Source organism: Pontibacter mangrovi (assembly GCF_006385705.1).
In the GTDB taxonomy this organism is placed as follows: Bacteria; Bacteroidota; Bacteroidia; order Cytophagales; family Hymenobacteraceae; genus Pontibacter; species Pontibacter mangrovi.
Map to the genome: position 1 here is coordinate 138516 of NZ_VFRQ01000002.1, position 22115 is coordinate 160630.

Genomic DNA, 22115 nt, shown 5'->3' on the forward strand with positions numbered 1-22115 from the left:
CAGCAAAACACATAATAAACTAATAATCAGCATTTTGCTATAAATAACCGACAATATATTACAATTATTAGTTATTATAGTTACACTTGTTTTATACGTATATTAAGCTTTCTGCGGTTGCAGTTTTATTTAATTCTTAAGAGAGTAAGTGGCTGTAGGATAGCAATTTGCTGGTTGGAGCAGGTTAAGAATGGCTGTAAAACCAAAGAGCCCGGACTTACTTTCCGGGCTCTTTGGTTTAATATATAACTATTTTTATTTAAAATAAAATCAACTAAATAACTGAAAGACTATAAACGCCATAACATAGGCTAACCCACTCATGTACACCAGTTGGGCGGCAGGCCACATCCAGCTTTTCGTCTCGCGGCGGACAATAGCCAGCGTACTGGCGCACTGCATGGCAAACAGGTAAAAGATCATGAGCGAGAAGCCACGGGCCGGCGTAAAGAACGGGTCGCCGTTGGCGTCTTTCTCCGCCATCAGCTTCTCCTTTATCGTTGTCACGTTCTCCTCCTCACCTATACTATAGATAGTGGAGATAGTGCCTACAAACACCTCGCGGGCGGCAAAGGAGGTAAGCAGCGCTATGCCAATCTTCCAGTCGTAGCCCAGCGGCCTGATGACTGGCTCTATGGAACGGCCCACAATGCCTGCGTAAGAAGACTCCAGTTGGTGGGATGCGATTCTGTTCTCGGTCTGCACTTCCGTGAGTCCTTCTGTTTTTGCCTCGCGCAGCGCCCGCTGCTCGGCCTGCTCAAAATTATCGCCGGGACCATAAGAGGCCAGTACCCAAAGTATAACCGAGATGGCCACGATCACTTTACCGGCCTCAAACACGAATGCCTTTACCTTCTCCACAATCGTAATGCCCACGTTTTTCCAGCGCGGCATCTTATAGGTCGGGAACTCCATGATGAAGTAGCTGCGCTCGCGGGCCTTCAGGATAACCTTGAGCAGCAGCGCCGAAAATATGGCTGCCAGGAAGCCGATCAGGTAGAGGCCCATCAGCACCAGGCCCTGCAGGTTCAGGAAGCCAAGGTAGTACTTATCGGGCACCACCAGCGCAATCAGCACGGTATACACCGGGATGCGGGCAGAGCAGCTCATGAGCGGCGTCACGAAGATCGTGATCATCCGGTCTTTCCAGTTCTCGATGGTACGCGCCGACATAACGGCAGGCACGGCACAGGCCACACCCGAGATAAGCGGCACCACGCTTTTGCCGTTCAACCCGAACTTGCGCATGATCTTATCCATCATAAAGGTAACGCGGGCCATGTAGCCGGTCTCCTCCAATATGGCGATAAAGGCGAAAAGTATGGCAATCTGCGGCACAAACACCAGCACGCCACCCAGGCCGGCAATCACGCCTTCAGTTAAAAGGTTTACCAACGGTCCGCTAAAGTTCTCCTGGATCAGGCTGTTCAGGGCGGCAATGCCGCCGTCGATCAGATCCATGGGGTAGCTGGCCCAGGCAAAGATAGCCTGGAAGATGAGAAAAAGTATAGCAAAGAAAATGAGGTAGCCAAACACCCGGTGCGTCAGGATCTGGTCCAGGCGGTTGCTGAACTTCTCGTCTTTCTCCGCCTTCTCCACGCGCACAGCATCCAGCAGCAGCTCGTTGATGCGGGTGTAGCGGGCGATGGTTTCATCGGCCTGCCGCGCGTTAGACTTAAAATCGGCAGCTTCCAACTGCTCACCCAGCCAGGCCAGGTCCTCCTCTTTCAGGAACTTGAGGCTTTTATACTGGTGGGCAAACTGCAGGGCCAGGTAATCGTTGCTCAGGCTGAAGCGGCTTTTTATACTTTGCAGCAGCGGTTGCAAATCAGCGGGAATCGTAAAGAAAGGCCGCTCCACTGCGTTCAGCTGCTGGGTCATCACAATTTTAAGGGCAGCCACCCCAACGCCTTTGCGGGCATTCATGGGGATAACCGGCACACCCAGCTCGCGCTGCAGCAGCTCCACGTCAATCTTCACCCCTTCCTGCTCGGCCACATCCACCATGTTCAGGGCCAGCACCACCGGCAGCTGCAGGTCGGCCAGCTGCGTAAACAGCAGCAGGTTGCGCTTCAGGTTAGAGGCGTCGGCGGTCACAATAACCAGGTCCGGGAAGTGCTTGGAGGTAGGGTCGTAGAGCAGGTCCGTGATAACGCGCTCATCCAACGATTTTGGGTACAGGCTGTAGGTGCCCGGCAGGTCGATGATCTCGGCCCGGATAGCCGGGGTAAGCTGGCTGTAACCTGTTTTCTTATCAACTGTAACACCCGGAAAATTGCCCACCTTTTGGTTGAGGCCGGTAAGCTGGTTAAAAAGCGATGTTTTGCCAGAGTTGGGGTTGCCGATCAAGGCAATTTTCACCTCCTCCGGCCTGGCAGAAGTACGCTCTGCCGGTTTTATTTCGGGTTGGGTAGCTACAGTCATGAAAAAGTCTACTGCTTGAGTAAAATAGTCTCGGCTTCGTCTAAGCGCAGGGAGAGGGTGTAGTTGTTCACGATGATGGTGATAGGGTCGCCGAGCGGCGCACGGCTGTTCATCTTGATCTCCGTACCGGGAATACAGCCCATTTCGAGCAGTTTCAGGCCCATTTCAGGGTCTTGCAGGCAGCAGATCACGCCCCGCTCTCCTATCTTCATGTCGCGTACCGATTTGCGCTCTTCGTGCTTCTCTGCCATGTGCTGCACCTGTTTCCTCTCTTTATTTAGACTGTTTATAAACAATCGCAAGTTACAAGGTGTTCAACTTTAAAGCAAAAGATTTGATTTAATGGCGGGAGTAATTGCAAAATTGTTTAATTGTTGATTGCTGATTGTTAGTGGTGGTGGTTAATCGTTGATTGTTGGGTGGCTTAATTGTTAAATTGCTATTTCGAACTACTAGCTTATTCCGCAACTGTAAACACAGGGGGAACTAGAAGCACGCATTTCCAGTCTGCTTTTCAACAATTAACAATCAACAACCAACAATTAAACAGTTTAGCCATTTAACAATGTAGCAATTAAACTTACTCCGAATAAAACACCCGCTTTACCCGCGTGCTGACGTTGGTGAGCAGCTCGTAAGGGATGGTGCCGATGCGCTGCGCCAGCTCCGTCAGCGTCAACTCCGGCCCGAAAACAACAGCCGTGTCGCCGGCTTTAACCTGAACGCCCGTCACATCCACCATGCACATATCCATGCACACGTTGCCGATGATGGGGCAGCGGCGGCCGTTGATGAGCACCTGCCCCACTCCGTTGCTAAAGCGGCGGTCGTAGCCGTCGGCATAGCCAATGGCGATGGTGGCCGTGGTTTTGTCGGTATCAGCTATGCCCTTGCGACTATAGCCTACGGTCTCGCCCTGTTTTATACCTTTCACCTGCGATACGGTGGTTTTAAGTATACTTACCGGCCGCAGCGCCTCCTGCTCTGCTCCTGTGGCTTCCACGCCGTAAATGCCGATGCCCAGGCGCACCATGTCCAGCTGGTGCTCCGGAAAGCGCACGATGCCCGCCGAGTTGAGGATGTGCTTGATGACTTTATACTTCAGGCGCTCTTCCAGCGCAGCGGCCATACTTCTGAACCTGGAGATCTGCAGCTGCGAGAAATCGTTGTGCACGGCCTCATCGGCGCCGGCCAGGTGGCTGAAAGCGCTGGCCACCTGCAGCTGCGGGTGCTGTTCCAGCAAGGCAAACAGCGCTTCGAAATCCTCCGGCACAAAACCCAGGCGGTGCATGCCCGTGTCCAGTTTCAGGTGGATTTTATACTTTGCGTTTGGCTCCAGTATACTTACAAAGTCCTGCAGCTGCTCCAGCGAGTAAATCTCCGGCTCCAGGTTGTACTGCCGCAGCTTCACAAAGCTATCCTGCGAGGGGTTCATGACCATGATCGGCAGCGTGATACCATTCTCGCGCAGCGCCACGCCCTCATCCACGTATGCCACGGCCAGGTAATCCACGCGGTGGAACTGCAAGAGGTTGGCCACCTCGAAACTGCCGCTGCCGTAGGCGAAGGCCTTTACCATCACCATCAGCTTGGTGTCCGGGGCGAGTTTGGAGCGGTAGTAGTTGAGGTTGTGCACCAGCGCATCCAGGTTCACCTCCAGCACCGTGCCGTGCACCTTCTGCTGAAAGGCCTGCACGATCTTCTCAAACCCGAACACGCGCGCACCCTTCACCAAAATCACCTCATTGCGGAACTCAGCAGGGCTAAACGCCTTCAGGAAATCAGCGGTGGAAGTATAAAATACTGCCCGCGGGAAAAGGTGGCTATACTTGCTGATGGTGGGCCCGATGCCGAGCAACCGCTGCACCCTGTGCGCCTGCACCAGCTCTGCCACTTTCTGGTACAGCTGCTGCTCCGGCAGCCCCGACTCCAGCACATCCGAAAGTATAAGCGTATGCTGCCCCCGCTGCGGCTGACTTGCCTGCAAGTCCAAGGCGATGGCAAGGCCGGCCAGGTCGTAGTTGTAAGTATCGTCGATGAGGTAGCAGCCGTTGATAGCCTCCTTCATCTCCAGGCGCATGGCCACGGGGTGCAGGCGGTCCAGCCGGTCCTGAATCTCAGAAAGCGGCAGGCGGCGGTGCAACAGTATAGCCAGGCAGTGCAGCGCATTCTCAACCGAGGCCTCGTCGGTAAACGGAATAGCCAAACGCTGTTTCTCACCATCAAAAGTATAGACCACTATGGTTTTATGGCCGGCCGTCGTGGTGGCGCTGATGAATAGTTCGGCTTCCTTGTTTTGTCGGCTCCAGGTAAAGGAATTTATACATTGCGCCTGCACGGCCTGATGCAGCAGTTCATAGTCGGAGCAGTAAAACAGCAGCTCAACCTCCTTAAACAGTTTCAGCTTTTCCTGCACCTTCTGCTCACGGGAGGTAAAGCCTTCGTCGTGGGCGGTGCCGATGTTGGTGAAGATGCCGATGGTTGGGCGGATGATGGGCTGCAGTTTCTCCATCTCGCCGGGCTGCGAGATGCCAGCCTCAAAAATAGCCAGGGTATGATTCGGCTGCAGTTGCCACACGCTCAGCGGCACGCCCAACTGCGAGTTATAGCTGCGCGGGCTCTTCACCACCAGTTCATCCGGGCTCAGCAGCTGCGAGAGCCACTCCTTTACAATGGTTTTGCCGTTGCTGCCCGTTATACCAATCACCGGGATAGAAAACTGCGCCCGGTGCCACGCCGCCAGCTGCTGCAGCGCCTCCAGGCTGCTTTCTACCTGCAGGATGTTTGCCTCCGGGTATAGCCGCTTCAGTTCCTCCGGCTCGCCCTGCTCCAGCACAAAAGCCCGCACACCCTGCGCATACAGCTGCGGCAGGTACTTATGCCCATCGTTATACTTGCCCCGGATGGCAAAAAACACTGAGCCCGCCGGCTGCGAGAGCTTACGGCTGTCGGTGAGCAGGTGCACCACAGGCAGTGGCTGCGTGAACTGCACCAGTTTGCCTTGGGTTATACTTGGTAGCTGCTGAAACGTGAGCATGCGTTATACTTTATACTTCGGGCACTAAAGATAGGCGGGGAAGTTAGAAAGTTAAAAAGTTAGAAGGTTAGAAAGTTTTGTTTGTAGGGACAGGTCGCAACCTGTCCGAATCGTGCATCCTTTCAATCCTGCGCATCCTTTCATCCGGCAAACTCTCATTCAGACAATTAACAATTTAACCATCCAACAATCAACCATTAGCATCCAACAATTAAACTTACCTTTGCGCACTTTTATACTTTTCAGTTCTTTACCATGGGCACTACCAACACCAAACCATACTACGCGGCGGGACTGGCGGCGTTTATAATCTGGGGCTTTATCCCGTTTCCGCTGAAGGCGCTGGCGGCTTACCCTAGCGGACAGATTCTGTACTTTCGGGTGGCGCTGTCGGTGGGGCTGCTGCTGGTTATCTCGCTGTTGTTTCGGCGCAAGCAACTGCTGGCCACGCTGGAGCAACTGAAGGCATCGGCACCACGCGAGAAGCGCCTGTTTATACTTTATACTTTCCTGGGCGGGGCGCTGCTTACCACCAATTGGCTGACGTTCATTTATGTGGTCAATCACATCGATATTCAGACCGGCTCTTTCTCCTACCTGCTCTGCCCTATCCTTACGGCTGTTTTAGGCTTTCTTTTGCTGAAGGAGGAATTGCGGCTGAATCAGTGGCTGGCCATCGGACTGAGCGCCCTGAGCTGTGCGCTGGTAGGAAGCGGCGAGATCACCAGCCTGCTGTTCAGTTTACTGATTGCCCTAAGCTACGCCTTTTACCTCATCACACAGCGCATCCTGAAAGCTTACGACAAGATCGTGCTCCTGAAGCTGCAGCTGCTGCTTGCCTTTGCCTTCATCGGGCCGTTTTATACTTTCTTTACCGGCGGCAATGCGCAGCTGGACACGCACTTCTTCCTGCAGGTGGGTTTGCTGAGCGCCGGCTTTACGGTGCTGCCGCTGTTCCTGAACCTGTTCTCCCTGAAAGAACTTACTTCTGGCACCATCGGCATCCTGATGTACATCAACCCGATCCTGAACTTCGTGATGGCCTTTTTATACTTCGGTGAGCATACTACTGGTACCAAGGTAGCGGCCTACGCCCTAATTTTTATCTCCGTGATCATCTATAACCTTAACCTGAAAGGCCGCAAGAAACGGGGCGACGGACTAGTGATACCGCCTGTGGGGACTACGGCTGTGGGGAAGTAGGTTTGTCATGGATTATGCTTGCGCAAGCGTCCGCTTGTGCCTTTATACTTCTATAGCCGCTGCTGCTTACATTTTGACACAAGCTATACTTTCTAGCTGCTGTTCATCCGCAGTCTTACATGGGCTGTTGTTTCATTTCTGTTTGGTGCCCTCAAGGCCGGGAGGCCTCGCCTTCGGGCATCGCGCTGTGTGCCTGAAGCTGCCTCCGCTCTGCTCCGGCTGCCGCATGCGCGGCACCGCAACATGCACAAGGCGCTCAACCCAAAGGCTGGGATCAAATTCGATAGCCACGGCTGATGCAACTGGAACAGAGTTCCCCTCCTTGGACAAGGAGGGGTAGGGGTGGTTTGATCCGGTACTGCAGAATCCCTCCCCTGTTTTTAAGGGAGGGCTGGGGTGGGGTAGCACATCCCGCAAACAAAAGCGCCTCCCCAAACCTAACTGGGGAGGCGCTTCATGTGTGATTTTATAATTTAATTCGTGGTGGTGCCTTTTTCTTTCCGCTCATCCAGCTGTTCCATCTCGCGGGCAGCGGTGTCTACGTTAGAAGGCAGATTGCCGAACTGGTCGGCTTGCTCACCTGTTACGGCTGTGTCGCCGATAGGTGCCGGACGTGGGTTGCTCAGGTTGGCAGCGTCTTCGTCACCTTCCACAACTGCCTCAGAGGTTCCAGTGTCTTTTTCTTCCTGCATATTCTCAGCACTCTGGCTGCAACCGAAGCTAACAACGCTCGCAAATGCCAGCGCCATGCCGGTTTTTAATATATATGATGTCTTCATGTTTCTTGATTAATTAGTTCTTCGGCTATTTCTAACGGCCTCTGTGCTAATTAGGTTATACAGCGGCAATCAGACGACCTTTTGCCTCAGAACCCGAAACCAACCAGCACACCCGTTCTGGCTTTGTTGCCCTCCTGGAACGAGGTAACGAAATCCACGCGCAGCACTTTAAAGATGTGCTCGATGCCCAGCCCCAGCTCCAGGTAATGCCGCGACTCCTGCGTGTTCAGGTAGTTCAGGCTCACCACCTCCTGCCACTTCAGCCTGCGGAACAGCGGGATCTTGTTGAACAGGAATCCATTAAAATGATGCTCATAGTGCGCCTCCAGGTAACGGTTTTTGGTGCTGTAGCGGTAATAGTCGAGCAACTGGAAGCCCTCATAGGTGCCCGCGATGAGGGTGCGGTTGCCGTTGAAGTGCTTGTAGTCCATCAGGCGCATATTCTGTTTGCCCCAAAAGGTGGCTCCTAGCACATTATACTTGCTACGGCCCAGCAGACCAAAGCTCACGTCATCGCTGATAGCCAGGCCTGCCGTGCCATACTTTACATCGCCGCCGAAAGCCTTGATGCCGCCACGGTAGCTCAGGGTAAAGGCAGGGTACTTCGAGCCCAGGTTAATTTTGTTATCGGGGCGGGAGATGTAGCGCATGCCCGGCTTTATACTTAGCGCGGCAGTTACTGTCAGGGCCTGGTGCGGTGAGAAAGAGGCATCTGCCAGCTCGGCATTCTCCGGCACATTGGAGGTAAAGCGGCTTGGTTCGTCGGTGCCCCGGTCCCGGAAGCTAAAATCATTGGTGTTCTCCAGCGGCATACGGTGGGCATAATCTACTGAGGTGTTGAATCGAAGACCATTCCAGAGCTCGCTGCGGTAGCTTATGTGGCCAAAGTCCAGCTGGTAGAGTTTCATATAATTGCGCTCGGCCAGCAAGGTATAGAGCGTGTTCACGAAAGGTGAGATCGGGTCCAGGTTATTGATCTGGCTTACGTAGCGGCCTCCTTCCACACTGATGGTACTGTTCTTGATCGGGTCGTACTGGTAGCGCAGCAGCAGCTTGGCGTTCAGCTTTTGGTTGCTGAAGCCATAGCGCACCCCGGGCTCAATTTGGTAATAGGTCCTATTCTCAAAGCTTTTCCGGTAGTTCACCCGCACATCGGCCGCCACGCCTTCCACGGTGTTGTACTGCAGTATACTTGGCCCGCCCGTCAGGCTTAGCAGCGGGTCGAACTGGTAGTATTTGCGCTCAAAAGTATTCGAGTAAGTATAGCCGCCCAGCAGGAAGCTACCGAAGGAGGGCTTGTTGCGCACCGCATCCAGCGAGTCCTGGTAAGGCCGGGAATTTCGGATCACCTCCAGGCTGTCTTTTTCGTGGTAATCCACTACTTCCTCCTGCGTCAGCGGCACCGGTCGCACCGAGGCCCAATAGGCAGAGTCGCGCTTGTTGGCGTCTTTCTCCACCAGCAGCACCTCCTTGCTGAACAGCGCATCGCTTACCACGGGCTGCGCTGGCGGCGCTGCCTCTTCTGGTTCTACTACCTTATACTTTGGCTTTTTGGCTGGTTTGGCTGCGGCTACCTCTGTTTCCGGTGTCGGCTCTGGCGCTACCTCCTCCACCTTGGGCGGACGGGCGTAAGCGGGCTGCACTTTGTAGTTGGAGTACACGCCCATGGCATAGCCGCCGCCCTTAAAACCAAGTCCGGCGGCCTCAAAGGTGAAGCGCTGCGATACCGGCATCCATACTTCCTCGGCCACCGGCGCGTATACCTGCCGCACCCGTATCCAGTCCACAAACTCAATCCCGGCATCTTTGGTGAGCTTTAGGTCGGTGCTGTGGATGCGCCAGCTGCCGTCTACAATGTAAATGCTGCCTGCAAACACCGGGTCGTGCTTGCGGCGGGGGATGACTTTTATCTTGTTGATGGTGCGGCCGTTCTCTTGGAAGGTGCCCAGGTACTCGAAACGGTAGAACATGAAGGCGTTGTTGGCCAGCGGCGACACAAAACCGCGTTCGCTCAGCCCCTCCACCTTCAGCAGCGGGTCATAAAAGCTGATGTTCATCTCGGAGGCCTGGTTAAAGCTGAAGCCTTTCTTCTGGCCGCTCACCTTGCTCGAGATCATCCGCTCATGGATCTTGTTCGGCTTCTTAAACGCCAGCTCCGACACCGACTCCGACAAGTACACGATGCCCGTATCCACATCCACGATCTTTACCCCCAAGATTTTAGAGGGCACTTTATCCATACGGGCCACGCCTTTCATGTACACGCGGGCGCTCCAGGCGTTCACTTCGTCGCGGTGGTACCTGCGCAGCCGGATGGCGTTGCGCATGATGGCGTAGGCGGGGTCTTCGTCGGAGGCTTTTACCACCACCTCCTTCAGGTTGAGTACCTCGGGCTGCAGCTGCACGTTCAGTTCCTGGGCCGCCTCGCCTATGGTTACGGTTTGGGTATGGGCGCGGTAGCCCACGTACTTAAACTCCAGGGTATAGGTGCCGGGGCTGAGCTGCAGCTGGTACAGGCCCTGGTCGTTGGTGGCGGTGCCGCTAGCCGTTTCTTTGATGTAGATGCTGGCAAAGGGCAGGCCTTTGTTGTTTTCATCGGTGACGCGGCCGCGCAGGATGCCCGCCATACTTAGGGCAGGCGAAAAGAGCAGCAGCAGTAGCAGGTAGGTATGGCGCATGTGCTAAAGGGTTAGTAGCAGACATATCGGCTAAAAAGATACGCAGGAAAGGCTTAATCATCAGCATAAACTATACTTTTTATACTTTTAATCAAGATGCCATTTATAAATGACGTGCCGGAGCAAACCCACCCCTACCCCTCCCAAGAGGGGAATAGGACACTACCAAATTCCCCTCCTCGGAGGGGCTGGGGTGGGTCAACCACAACTTGCGTATGATACGTGTTGAAGGTATCTATTTACTTAGAGCCGGATTCAGCGGCCGGGGTTGCTTTCTTACTGAGTTTATTTTTGTACTGCACATTCAGGATCACGCCCAGCAGCACCAGCGCCATGCCCACGTAGGTCCATACGTGCAGCAGCTCCCCGAAGAAAAAGAAGCCGAACAGCAACGCGTAAATAATGCCGATATAGGTCAGGTTGGCTACTTTGGAGATCTCCTCGTTTTGGTACGAGAGTGTCATGTAGTACTGCCCCAACTGCGTGAACAGCCCCACCAGCAACAGCGCCAGCCAGTCCCAGCCCTCGGGCTGCACCCAGTTGAAAATAGTATAAATGCCCACCACCGGCAGCGTTACCAGCGGAAAATAGAAGATGATGACCAGCGGATGCTCCTGCACGTTCAGCCGCCGCACAATGCTGTAGGCTACGCCGGTAAACACGGCACTCACCACACCCAGCCACAAGTATAAACTGTCCACGTTCGTCTCCACACCCTCGATGACAAGTATGCCGGCAAAGGATATGAGAAAGAAGAACCACTGCCACAGCCGCACCCGCTCCTTCACGATAAAGATACCCATGATGGCCGTAAAGATAGGCGACAGGTACTGCAACGTGGCCGCCGTGGCCAGCGGAATATTCTGCAGCACGTTGAAGAACAGGATCAAAGCCACTGCCCCGAACGCCCCGCGTGCGAACAGCCATTTGCGGTTGTTGCCCCACACGCTCACGCCCGCCCTGCGCAGAAACACCAAGCTTATCGCCAGCGACACCAGCGACCGGAACACGATGATCTCCTCTGCCGGGATATGCGGCACCCACTTCACGCACACCTGCATCAACGCAAAAAAGAACGTCGACAGCAGCATGTACATCACTCCTTTTGATAGCTTCATATTGTACTCTCTCGCCGCAAAGGTAAGTTGAATTGTTGGATGGCTTAATTGTTAAATTGTTGATTGTCCGAATCAGGATTAGCAGGATGAAAGGATGCACAGGATTAGGAAAGTGTGCGCAGTTCGGGCAGGTCGCGAACTGTCCCTATAAAACTTTAACTCCCAAACTTTTCAACTCTCTAACTCTTAAACTCTCTTAACTTTCTAGCTTTCTATCCCAACTCAACTTTCTAACTTAGATCTTTGTTTATACTTTAGTAAAAGCTGATTTATACTTTTGGAACGCGACAAGAAAAAGAAGACCTATACCCCCAAAGAGGCGCTGATAAAAGCCGCCGCCTACTGCGCCTACCAGGACCGCACCCAACAGGAGGTGCGCGACAAGCTCTACTCCTACGGCCTGGAGCCCGACGATGTGGAGGAGCTGATCATACGCCTGAGCCAGGAAAAGTTGATTGATGAGGAGCGCTACGCCCAAAGCTACGTGCGCGGCAAGTATGGCCTGAAGAAGTGGGGCCGCCGCAAAATCATGCAGGGCCTCAAAAGCAAGGGCATTTCCGACTATTGCATTAAGCAAGGCCTGAAAGAAATTGACTTTGAGGTGTATGAACAGAACCTGTTACAGCTGCTGGAGAAGAAAAACGCCACCGAAAAAGAGAAAAACCCCTTCGCCCGCCGCCAAAAGCTGACCTACTTCCTCATGAGCAAAGGCTATGAAAATGACTTAATACAAGATGCGCTGAAGGGGCTGGAGAAAGATTAGCTTCCAGAACATGAATCATATTGTATTATTTTATATATTGTTTAGATAATATATACGACAATATGAAAAACATACTTCTCTGCCTGGTTACACTTTTAATCGTTACCTCTTGTGCTAAAGACAAAAATGGGCCCAGAACTCTGGTTGGCACATGGGTACGGACTGGGGAATACTTAATTAGCCCATCAGGAGAAAGAGTGCATGATAGTTTTGCAATTTATGAGGAATGTCAGAAAGACAATTTGTTCCAGTTCACAGAAGACCAGAAATACTATCTAAAAGAAGGAAGTAAAGTTTGTGAACCAGGCTCACAAGAACAGGAAGACACGTATGAGCTGATTGAAGATGACACGAAGATAAAGTTTGGCAGCGGTGCCATCTGGACTATTAAGTCGCTTACCTCTTCAGGTCTTACTGTAACCCAACCTACCGCCTACTGGACTGGCTATAAGGAGGCCGAAATTATTTTTAAAAGAAGATAATTTTTTGTGTCTTCAAATATGTCAGAATCAATTCTACTTTATCTAAATTATGATTTTCAAGCCTGTCTTGTACTGATGATCTTTTTAGCCACTCTGGCTTGGGGCCTTAATTGATCCCAAGCCAAGCAAATCCAAAAGCACCTCTAAAAGCTTACCTGGCTTGTGCTTATCATTTTCGTGCCAGTTCTCGGCCTATACATTACCTCATTCAGGATGCGCTGAAGGGGCTGGAGGAGAAGTAGAACTTCTTGCTATTGGCTGAGCGTTATACAGTTGTATAAAGTACTACCTATGTAGTGCAGATAAGCCGAACAGGCTTCCGTCTAGCTCATGGTTGTGCTTAGTACAAGAACACACTGTACAAAATGGAAAATAAAGTGACACTAGAAGAATTAGGATATAATGACACTTTCGAACAGCTAAGAAAAGAAAATCATCTTGAGGATTTTGAAATTGGGCGAGTAATAGCCGAACACAAGGAAAGATATATTGTAAAGAGCGAAAAGGGTGAATTTGAAGCTGAGATTACAGGAAATCTCATATTTTCAGCCAAAAGCCGCGAAGACTTTCCTGCTGTTGGAGATTGGGTAGCTTTGGTAAACTATGGTTCTGACCTTGCAATCATTCATAGCGTCCTACCCCGATTATCCACTCTTTCAAGACAAGCAGTTGGAAAGTTTGCTGAAAGACAAATCATCGCAACAAATATTGATTTTGCGCTTTTAGTTCAGGCAGTTGATAGAGACTTTAACATTAACCGCCTTGAGCGGTATTTGACTATTTGCTATTCATCAAAAGTAGGCCCAATCATCGTTCTCACCAAAACTGACTTGATCGAACCTCAAAAGCTCAAAGAGATAATTGAAAACATTAAATTACGGATAAAGGATATTCCAATTTTTGCTATAAGCAATGAAACGAAAGACGGCTACGCCTCCATTAAGGGATTAATCAAAAAAGGGAAGACATACTGTTTGCTTGGCTCTTCGGGTGTAGGTAAATCAACCTTGATGAATAACCTGTCAGGCAAGAACATGATGAAAACAGATACAATAAGTAAAAGCACAAACAAAGGCAGGCATGTAACTAGTCACCGGGAGTTAACTGTTATAGAAAACGGAGGAATACTCATTGATAACCCTGGTATGCGAGAAATTGGAGTAGTTGATTCCGCTGATGGGTTAGAGACTGCGTTTGATAGAATTTCCAGTTTTTCACAGAAATGCAAATTCACGGATTGCACACACACCAGCGAGCTTGGTTGTGCGGTAATTGAAGCAGTAGAGCGGGGTGAGATAGATCGGAAATCTTATGATAACTTCTTAAAGATAGAGAAAGAAAAAGACCATTTTGACCTTACTGTTGCAGAAAAAAGGAAGAAGGAAAAGTCCTTTGGGAAAATGGTAAAGAATTTTAAAAATGACATTCAGAAAATAAGTACTAAGCACAACGATGTGCACAGAAAATAAGCGTGATAGTTTAAGCCAATGGTTTTATGCCGCTCAAACTTTATCTCGGTTTGTGAGGAAAGCGCTACGAAATCGCTTACTTTCCATACACTTGACCGCTACAAATTAATCCTCTACCGCTTCGGCCCCATTTCCGGGTTCTGGATTCTGCGCTGGGGCACCAGCACCACGCGGCGGCCGGTTACTTCCTCTAAAATCGGTTTGAGCACCTTCTCAGCATTTACCTTCGTCTGGTCCAGTATACCAGAGTTCAGGGCGGCTTTTTTTACGTTGGCCTCGGCATACTTGTAGCTCTCCTGCACCAGATCGGCATCCTGAAAATAGGTGTTTTCCTTGCTGAAGACTTTGGTCTTACTGTGGTCTATCTTATAGTAGCAGATCTCTGGCTCCGGCAGCGCCACCTGCACCAGCGAGTCGCCTTGAAACTGTATATCGGCCTGCGTTATTTTAGTGAAATCCACACAGCCAACAGCCTCACCGGTCACGATCAGCACCACCTTGGAGTTGGGCACCCACCGCGATACGCTCTTCTCATACTCCACCACATCCTTAAAGTTATAGCGCACCAACTCCATGCGCCCCAGGTCTTCCACCGAGGTCAGCACCGTACTAAAGTTCACCACCACCTCCGGCTCCTTCTTTTCCTCCGGCTTATCGAAGTAATCGCTCACGGTGCGCCACAGGAAGATGCCGAGCGAGATAAGTATAACCCAGGGTAAGATCTTGATAAGGAAACGGAGTAAAAGCATCGGATGCCAGTATGATTTCAGGTACAGATACGGGGATGCAAATATTATGCTACAAAATCTGCACCCCCAGCCGCTCTTTAAAGCCCGCGTTGCCCTGCAGCCCGCCTGTATGCACCGCCACCACACGGCTGCCCCGGGCAAAGTATCCCTGCCCTATCAGATCGAAGAGGCCGTACATCATTTTGCCGGTGTAGATAGGCTCCAGTGGGATATGATGCTTTTGCTTGAACTCCTCCATAAAGGCCAGCAACTCCGGCTTCACTTTGGCATAGCCCCCGAAATGATAATCCGTGATGAGTTGCCAATTGCTGTACGCATGGCCGCTGTAAGCCTGCACCAACTCCTCCACCTCCCGCCTCAGAAACTCACCGCCTTTTAGCGCCGGGAAACCCAGCACTTGCCGCTCTCCTGCCAAACCAGCCACAATACCTGCCAGCGTGCCGCCGGTGCCCATGGCGCAGCAGAGGTAATCATACTTCAGGTCGATGTCCTGCACAATTTCGGTGCAGCCCTTTACAGCCAGTAAGTTGGTGCCGCCCTCGGGCAGCAGGTATAAGTTGCCGAACTGCTGCTGCAGCTCTTCCAGAAAATCCGGCTCGGCTTTAGATTTATACTTTTCGCGGGAGATGTAGTGCAGCTGCATGCCGCAGGAGGTGGCAAAGAGGAGGGTGGGGTTGAGCGGCAAATGCTCCTCGCCCCGGATGATGCCGATGGTCTTGAAGCCATACTCCTTACCCGCCGCCGCCGTGGCCGAGATGTGGTTAGAGTAGGCCCCGCCGAAGGTAAGTAGCGTATGGTGCCCCTGCCGCTTCGCCTCCTGCAGGTTATACTTCAGTTTGCGCCACTTATTGCCCGAGATGTGCGGGTGCAGCAAGTCCTCGCGCTTCACCCATAGCTCCACCCCCTTCTCCTGTAGCAGCTCATCCTCCAGTTTCTGTAACGGTGCCTCTTCCATACTTCTATACTTCAAAAAAAGAAGCCCCAGCAATTGCTGAGGCTCTGTTTATATTCTTTTAACTCTGAACTCGTGACTCAGCACTCGTAACTCGATTTACACTTTCTCGACAATCGGCTCCTCCACCGGCTCTTTCTTTACGGCGTAGAAGATGGCTCCGGCCACCACCAACACCAGTAGGATAGAAGAGATCAGCGACACGGTATTGCCGGTGTAGTACGACTTCGGCGCGAACTTAAACTCGATGGTATGCTTGCCCGCCGGCACCTCCATGGCGCGCAGCACGTAATCAGCCCGGAAATGATCCACCGGCTCGCCGTCTAAGTATGCTTGCCAGCCTTCTGGGTAATAGATCTCCGAGAAAACCACCACACCTTCTTTGGCTGCCTCATACTCATATTTCAAGTCGTTTGGTTCGTACGCCGTCAGCTTAATAGTGGCGCTGTCCGGGTTAAAGTGGCGGCGCTCTATCGGGAACTTGCTCACGTCTACCACCGCCGTAGCACCGGCATCAAACATCGTCAGGGCTTCCAGTTCCTCGTCCGGCGACTGTACCGGCTTCACCTCCTCCACAAACCAGGCGTTGCCCAGAGCATCCGGCACGCGCTGCACCGGCTGCTTCGGATTTCCGGTAATGGCGTAGCGGGTGTTCAGCATGCGCAGCACCTCCAGGTTGTTCTGCGAGATGTGGCGGTCGATCAGGTCCTGGTAGCGGCGCAGCTTAGCCCCGTGGTAACCGCCCACCGATTTATGGAAGTAGGACGTGCGGGCATCGTTAAACGGATTCGGCAGGTTGATGACGCGGTAGCTCAGGCCTCTTTCCTTGTCTTCTGTATCCTGCAGGATCATCTGGTCGGCCGGGGTTGGCTGGAAGAAGTTGGCCTCCACGCGGCGCTCAAAGTCGCCGTTGTTCAGGTAGCGCTGGTCTACCGACCACAGATCTACCAGCACCAGTATGCCCACGCCGGCTATAGCCACTGTGGCAGACAGCTTGTTCTTCACGTAGAAGTATAGCAACCCGGCGGCCAAAAGTATAAACACCAAAGAGCGGAAGGCATCGGAGCGCATCATACTTGCGCGGTCGGCACGGATGGCATCGATCGGGAACTGCGCCTGAATCAGCTGCTGGTCGGCGTCGGACATGAAGCTGGCAGTGCCGGCAAACAGCCCCACCAGCAGGCAAACGCCCGCCGTTATACCTCCCGAGATCAACAGCTTTTTGTCCAGGTTCTTCACCTCGCTGCGCTCGTTTATCAGCTTCCAAAGGGCAAGTATGGCCAGGAACGGGATAGTGATCTGCGCGATAACCAAGGCCGACGCCACTGCCCTGAACTTGTTGTAGAGCGGAAAATGATCGAAAATGAAGTAGTTAAAGGCTTCGAAGTTCTTGCCCCAGGCCAGCACAATGGAAAGTATGGTTCCGGCCACCAGCCAGCTCGTCCAGCGGCGATCCACAATAAAGAGGCCCAGCACAAACAGGAACACCACAATGGCACCTACATAAACCGGCCCGCTCGTCATGGGCTGCGCGCCCCAGTACATCGGCAGCCCCTGCTTTACCAGCTGCTCTGCCTGTGCCGGTGCGGCCCCCATTTTAAGGAATGCGTTGTATGTTTCAGAATCCGTATCGAGCGAGGCAGTGCTGCTGCCCCCAAACATATCCGGGATCAGCATGGTAAGCGTTTCGCCCACGCCGTAGCTCCAGTTAAAGGCATAGTCGCGGTCCAGGCCGCTGCCCACATTGTTGCCGCTATTTGGCTGCGTCAGCTCCGATTTGCCCCGGATGCTGTACTCGCTATACTCGGCGGTAGTATACAACCTGCCAAAGTTTACGCCTACGGCTAGTATGGCCGCCACCAGCAGCACCGCGCCGCGCTTCAGCAGCTCTGCCACAGTGCCATGTTTTACGGCGTAGATGATCTCTACCACGGCAAAAACCAGCACCAACAGCAGCATGTAGTAGGTCATCTGCAGGTGGTTGAAGTGCAGGTTCATCGTCAGGCCCACGGCAAACAGGGCTGCGCCCACCCACAGGTTCTTGCGCAGCGCGTAAATAAGGCCGGCCAGCACCATCGGGATGTAGGCAATGGTCAGGGATTTGGTGTTGTGCCCCGCCTCCAGGATGATGAGGTTATACGAGGTGAAGGAGAAAGCCACTGCGCCTATAATGGCCAGCCACGAGCTCATGCCCATGGCCACCAACAGGATGTAGGCGCAGATCAGCGTGATAAAAATGTTACCTGCCAGCGCCGGCAGGTCGAATGTCAGGATTTTGTGTATGTAGCCCGACCAGTCGCCGGGAAAGTGCGTCTGGATGAGGTAAGCGGGCATGCCGCCGAACATGGAGTTGGTCCAAAGCGCTTCCTCGCCGGTGCGCTCGCGGTAATCCTGTATCTCTTTGGCGCCGCCCTTAAACTGCAGAATATCGTGCTGGGCAAGGCCTTTGTCCTGGAAAAGGACCGGCGAGAAGTACACCGCCGTTAGAAAAAGGAAAATTAGTACGGCGATGGCATGTGGCAGCACATCGCGCTTAAAGTTGAAGGAAGTTGTCATAATCTTTCAAAAACCCGGAATAGAGCTTGAAAGATAGCAGTTTTATTTTACTTCTTCATAATCCACGTACTCGCCACCGTTGAAAGTCTTGCGCTCTGGCTGCTCCGGTATGTAGTCGATCTTGACGCCGCCTTTTGTACGGCCGTTGCTGTTCTGGCTTTGCTGCTGCGCCTGGCGCTGCTGCTGGTGCATATTGGTATAAAAGGACCCGTCGCGCATCTTTTTCCGGATAAACATCCCCAACAGCCACCTGAAAAGTGTAGGCGCCACCATGCGGATAAAGAAAATAATGAGCAGCGTGGTAAATATGAACTTGATCATCGTCGTGAAATCTCTTTAATAGGTATGCAATGTATACTGCAAAAACAGTACCTATACATGTTTACAACTCCTTTGCCAAACTTTTGTTGTATGCCTTTTTGGCGGTGCCGTGCAAAGATAAGGAGTATAGTTCTGAAATGCAGGTTTCTCCGGGTTAGTTCCGGCTTGTTTGATATGGTGCGTTATACTTTTGTTGTGTGGTTTATACTTGCGGGTTATATCTCTGGCGCAAGCGTCCGCTTGTGCCTTTACTTTAGCTACGGTTTGCTGCAACATGAACCAAGCTATACTCTCTATCTCCTGTTCATGCTCAGTCTTATAAACCTATAGTTGCATCTCAGGCTTTGGTGCCCTTCAAGGCTGGGAGGCTTCGCCTTGGGGGGAGGGGTGGGTTCCTACTTTTGCTGATAGAAACAAAATCTTGAAATTTATACTTCAGCATTAGTATTTACTGACTCCCCTCCTTAGACAAGTTGTAGACCCCGAACTTGTTTCGGGAGAGGGCAGTGCTGTTTAAGACACCGTTTTAGACGCTCGCGGGACCTTCGGACACCACGAGGTCTGTAGGTAAATGCGACCATAACGCTGAGTGGTCAGGAGTGAATTTATTCTCTTGGGAGACACAAGCGTCCGCTTGCGCCATACTTAGCCAAACGATACTCAGGCAAAAACAAAAAGCCCTTTCCTGTTCTTCAGGAAAGGGCTTTCATGATTTTATACTTACCCCCTCCTGTTTTTAGGAGGGGGCAGGGGGAGGTCTTACTTACTCAGGTACAGATTCCTTTCGGAGTATACTTTGGTGAAGTAGTCGTCGTACAGGTCGTCAATGAAGTAGATGGCCTCGCCCGTTGATTTCATCTCCGGGCCGAGCTCCTTGTTCACTTCCGGGAACTTGTTGTAAGAGAACACCGGCACCTTAATGGCATAGCCGTGCTTGTAAGGCTTAAAGTCGAAGTCCTTCACCTTGTTTGCTCCCAGCATAATTCTGGTAGCATAGTTGATGTATGGCTCGCGGTAGGCCTTAGCAATGAACGGGAACGTACGGGAAGCTCTTGGGTTGGCCTCGATGATGTACACCGTCTCGTTCTTAATAGCAAACTGAATGTTGATCACGCCCACTGTCTGCAGGGCCACGGCAATCTTCTTGGTGTACTCCTCGATCTGGTTCAGCACGTTCTCGCTCAGGTCGAACGGAGGCAGCACGGCGTACGAGTCGCCGGAGTGGATGCCGGCCGGCTCGATGTGCTCCATAATGCCGCAGATGTATACGTCCTCACCGTCGCAGATGGCGTCGGCCTCGGCCTCGATGGCGTTGTCCAAGAAGTGGTCGAGCAGCACTTTGTTGCCCGGGTGGTCCTTCAGCAGGTCGATCACATGGGCTTCCAGCTCCTTCTCGTTGATCACGATCTTCATGTTCTGGCCACCCAGCACGTAGCTTGGGCGCACCAGCAATGGGAATTTCAGCTCCTTGCTCAGCTCCAGCGCCTCCTCAGCAGTCTCGATCACGGCAAACGGCGGGTAAGGTATGCCCAGGTCGCGCAGCAGGGAAGAGAATGAACCACGATCCTCAGCCAGGTCAAGGGCCTGGTAGCTGGTGCCCATTACTTTAATGCCGTAGCGGTCCAGTTTCTCGGCCAGCTTCAGGGCCGTCTGCCCGCCCAGCTGCACAATCACGCCCTCCGGCTTCTCATGCAGTATAATTTCGTAGATATGCTCCCAGAACACCGGCTCAAAGTATAGCTTGTCCGAGATGTCGAAGTCTGTACTTACCGTTTCCGGGTTGCAGTTGATCATGATGGTTTCGTAGCCCAGTTCCTTGGCCGCCAGCACACCGTGCACGCAGCTGTAGTCGAACTCGATGCCCTGCCCGATGCGGTTCGGGCCGGAGCCCAGCACCACTACCTTTTTCTTGTCAGATACGATGCTCTCGTTCTCGCCATCAAACGTGCTGTAGTAGTAGGGCGTGCGAGCCTCAAACTCAGCGGCGCAGGTATCCACCATCTTATAAACGCGGCGGATGCCCAACTCCTGGCGCACGTTAAACACCTCGCTCTCCAGGCAGCGCAGCAGGTGCGCAATCTGGCGGTCGGCGTAGCCTTTTTCCTTTGCTTCGCGCAGCAGCTCGGCCGGCAGCGTGCTCAGGTTATACTTCTCAATCTCTTTCTCCAGTTGGTCCAGCTCCTCAATCTGGTTCAGGAACCACGGGTCTACCTTTGTCAGCTTCTGGATGGTGCTGGTCGGGATGCCGATGCGCATGGCATCTTTTATGTTGAACAGGCGGTTCCAGCTTGGGTTAGACAGGCCGTGAATCAGCTTATCGTAGTCTGTCATCTCCTTTCCGTCGGCACCGATGCCGTTGCGCTTGATCTCCAAACTCTGACAGGCCTTCTGCAGCGCCTCCTGGAAGGTGCGTCCGATGCCCATCACCTCACCCACCGATTTCATCTGCAGGCCCAAGGTGCGGTTCACGCCCGGGAACTTGTCGAAGTTCCAGCGCGGGATCTTCACGATCACGTAGTCCAGGGCAGGCTCGAAGAAGGCAGAGGTTGTTTTGGTGATGGCGTTCTTCAGCTCGTCCAGGTTATAGCCGATGGCCAGCTTGGCGGCAATTTTGGCAATCGGGTAACCGGTGGCTTTAGAGGCCAGGGCCGAAGAGCGCGACACGCGCGGGTTGATCTCGATGGCAATGATGGTGTCGTCTTCCGGGTTAACGGAGAACTGTACGTTACAGCCGCCGGCAAACTGCCCGATGCCGTTCATCATTTTGATGGCCAGGTCGCGCATGTGCTGGTATACCGTGTCCGGCAGCGTCATGGCCGGGGCCACAGTGATGGAGTCGCCGGTGTGCACGCCCATCGGGTCGAAGTTCTCGATGGAGCAGATGATGATCACGTTGCCGATGTTGTCGCGCAGCAGCTCCAGCTCATACTCCTTCCAGCCAAGTATACTTTGCTCAATAAGCACCTCGTGCACCGGGCTTGCGTGCAGGCCGCGGGTTAGGGCGGTGTCAAACTCCTCGGGTGTGTTCACAAAACCGCCACCGTAGCCGCCCAGTGTAAACGAAGGACGAATCACCAACGGGAAACCTATTTCCTGGGCAATCTCCTTGCCTTCCAAAAACGAGGTAGCTGTTTCGCCTTTACAAACGTTTACGCCGAGCTCCAGCATCTTCAGGCGGAACTCCTCACGGTCCTCGGTCGTCTCGATGGCCTTGATGTCTACGCCGATGATCTTGACGCCATACTTCTTCCAGATGCCTGCCTTGTCGCAGTCGATGGCCAGGTTCAGGGCTGTTTGTCCGCCCATGGTAGGCAGCACGGCGTCAATCTTATGCTTCTCTAAGATCTCTATTATATACTTCTTCTCCAGCGGCTTCAGGTACACATGGTCTGCCGTAACGGGGTCAGTCATGATGGTGGCCGGGTTGGAGTTGATCAGTATCACTTCTATCCCTTCCTCCCTTAAAGAGCGGGCGGCCTGGGAGCCGGAGTAATCGAATTCGCAAGCCTGGCCGATGATGATGGGACCAGAGCCAATAATCAAAACGGATTTAATAGAGGTGTCTTTAGGCATGGTTCGGTATG

General features: G+C 52.7%; 15 protein-coding genes. 4 read left to right on the plus strand and 11 right to left on the minus strand.

Annotated elements, in window-relative coordinates; translation table 11 throughout:
* Positions 1-270: 270 nt before the first annotated feature.
* The 3 genes from feoB to FJM65_RS04135 all read right to left on the minus strand — a co-directional run bounded on the left by feoB (position 271) and on the right by FJM65_RS04135 (position 5461).
* A complete protein-coding gene (feoB, locus tag FJM65_RS04125; protein WP_140619752.1) occupies positions 271-2424 on the minus strand; it encodes a ferrous iron transport protein B in 2154 nt (717 codons plus the stop codon).
* An 8-nt stretch (positions 2425-2432) separates the two neighbouring features.
* Positions 2433-2675, minus strand: coding sequence for a FeoA family protein (locus FJM65_RS04130; protein WP_140619754.1), 243 nt, complete (start codon positions 2673-2675; stop codon positions 2433-2435).
* Positions 2676-3004: 329 nt separating this feature from the next.
* Positions 3005-5461 carry a bifunctional UDP-N-acetylmuramoyl-tripeptide:D-alanyl-D-alanine ligase/alanine racemase gene (locus FJM65_RS04135; RefSeq protein WP_140619756.1) on the minus strand — a complete coding sequence of 819 codons (2457 nt, stop codon included), beginning with the start codon at positions 5459-5461 and terminating at the stop codon, positions 3005-3007.
* A gap of 255 nt (positions 5462-5716) precedes the next feature.
* Between FJM65_RS04135 and FJM65_RS04140 the strand changes: the two genes are divergently transcribed.
* Positions 5717-6664: an EamA family transporter gene (locus FJM65_RS04140; RefSeq protein ID WP_140619758.1), complete on the plus strand. Its 948-nt coding sequence runs from the start codon at positions 5717-5719 to the stop codon at positions 6662-6664.
* Between the two features lie 473 nt (positions 6665-7137).
* Here the strand turns inward: FJM65_RS04140 and FJM65_RS04145 are convergent, their stop codons facing one another.
* From FJM65_RS04145 to FJM65_RS04155, 3 genes are all read right to left on the minus strand, one after another.
* Positions 7138-7443 carry a hypothetical protein gene (locus FJM65_RS04145; protein WP_140619760.1) on the minus strand — a complete coding sequence of 102 codons (306 nt, stop codon included), beginning with the start codon at positions 7441-7443 and terminating at the stop codon, positions 7138-7140.
* Between the two features lie 86 nt (positions 7444-7529).
* Positions 7530-10121 (minus strand): DUF5686 and carboxypeptidase regulatory-like domain-containing protein, encoded by a 2592-nt coding sequence (locus FJM65_RS04150; protein ID WP_140619762.1) that lies wholly within the window; start codon positions 10119-10121, stop codon positions 7530-7532.
* Positions 10122-10360: 239 nt separating this feature from the next.
* A complete protein-coding gene (locus FJM65_RS04155) occupies positions 10361-11239 on the minus strand; it encodes a DMT family transporter (RefSeq protein ID WP_239022816.1) in 879 nt (292 codons plus the stop codon).
* Positions 11240-11516: 277 nt separating this feature from the next.
* Here FJM65_RS04155 and FJM65_RS04160 point away from each other — a divergent pair, with 277 nt between their 5' ends.
* The 3 genes from FJM65_RS04160 to rsgA all read left to right on the plus strand — a co-directional run bounded on the left by FJM65_RS04160 (position 11517) and on the right by rsgA (position 13953).
* Positions 11517-12002 carry a regulatory protein RecX gene (locus tag FJM65_RS04160; protein WP_140619764.1) on the plus strand — a complete coding sequence of 162 codons (486 nt, stop codon included), beginning with the start codon at positions 11517-11519 and terminating at the stop codon, positions 12000-12002.
* Between the two features lie 62 nt (positions 12003-12064).
* The gene (locus FJM65_RS04165; RefSeq protein WP_140619766.1) at positions 12065-12484 is read left to right on the plus strand and encodes a hypothetical protein; all 420 of its coding nucleotides are present in this window, start codon (positions 12065-12067) and stop codon (positions 12482-12484) included.
* A 365-nt stretch (positions 12485-12849) separates the two neighbouring features.
* Complete coding sequence (gene rsgA / locus FJM65_RS04170; protein WP_239022817.1) at positions 12850-13953, plus strand: ribosome small subunit-dependent GTPase A; 1104 nt, start codon at positions 12850-12852, stop codon at positions 13951-13953.
* Between the two features lie 113 nt (positions 13954-14066).
* Here the strand turns inward: rsgA and FJM65_RS04175 are convergent, their stop codons facing one another.
* The 5 genes from FJM65_RS04175 to carB form a co-directional block, all read right to left on the minus strand.
* Complete coding sequence (locus FJM65_RS04175) at positions 14067-14702, minus strand: DUF4230 domain-containing protein (protein ID WP_140619768.1); 636 nt, start codon at positions 14700-14702, stop codon at positions 14067-14069.
* 49 nt (positions 14703-14751) lie between these two features.
* A complete protein-coding gene (locus FJM65_RS04180; protein ID WP_140619770.1) occupies positions 14752-15657 on the minus strand; it encodes a 1-aminocyclopropane-1-carboxylate deaminase/D-cysteine desulfhydrase in 906 nt (301 codons plus the stop codon).
* A 96-nt stretch (positions 15658-15753) separates the two neighbouring features.
* The gene (locus FJM65_RS04185; RefSeq protein WP_140619772.1) at positions 15754-18210 is read right to left on the minus strand and encodes a YfhO family protein; all 2457 of its coding nucleotides are present in this window, start codon (positions 18208-18210) and stop codon (positions 15754-15756) included.
* A gap of 42 nt (positions 18211-18252) precedes the next feature.
* Positions 18253-18531, minus strand: a complete 279-nt coding sequence (locus FJM65_RS04190; RefSeq protein ID WP_140619774.1) for a DUF4834 family protein — start codon at positions 18529-18531, stop codon at positions 18253-18255.
* 759 nt (positions 18532-19290) lie between these two features.
* Entirely contained in the window at positions 19291-22104 is a 2814-nt protein-coding gene (gene carB, locus FJM65_RS04195) for a carbamoyl-phosphate synthase large subunit (RefSeq protein ID WP_140619776.1), read from the minus strand.
* Between the last annotated feature and the right edge of the window lie 11 nt (positions 22105-22115).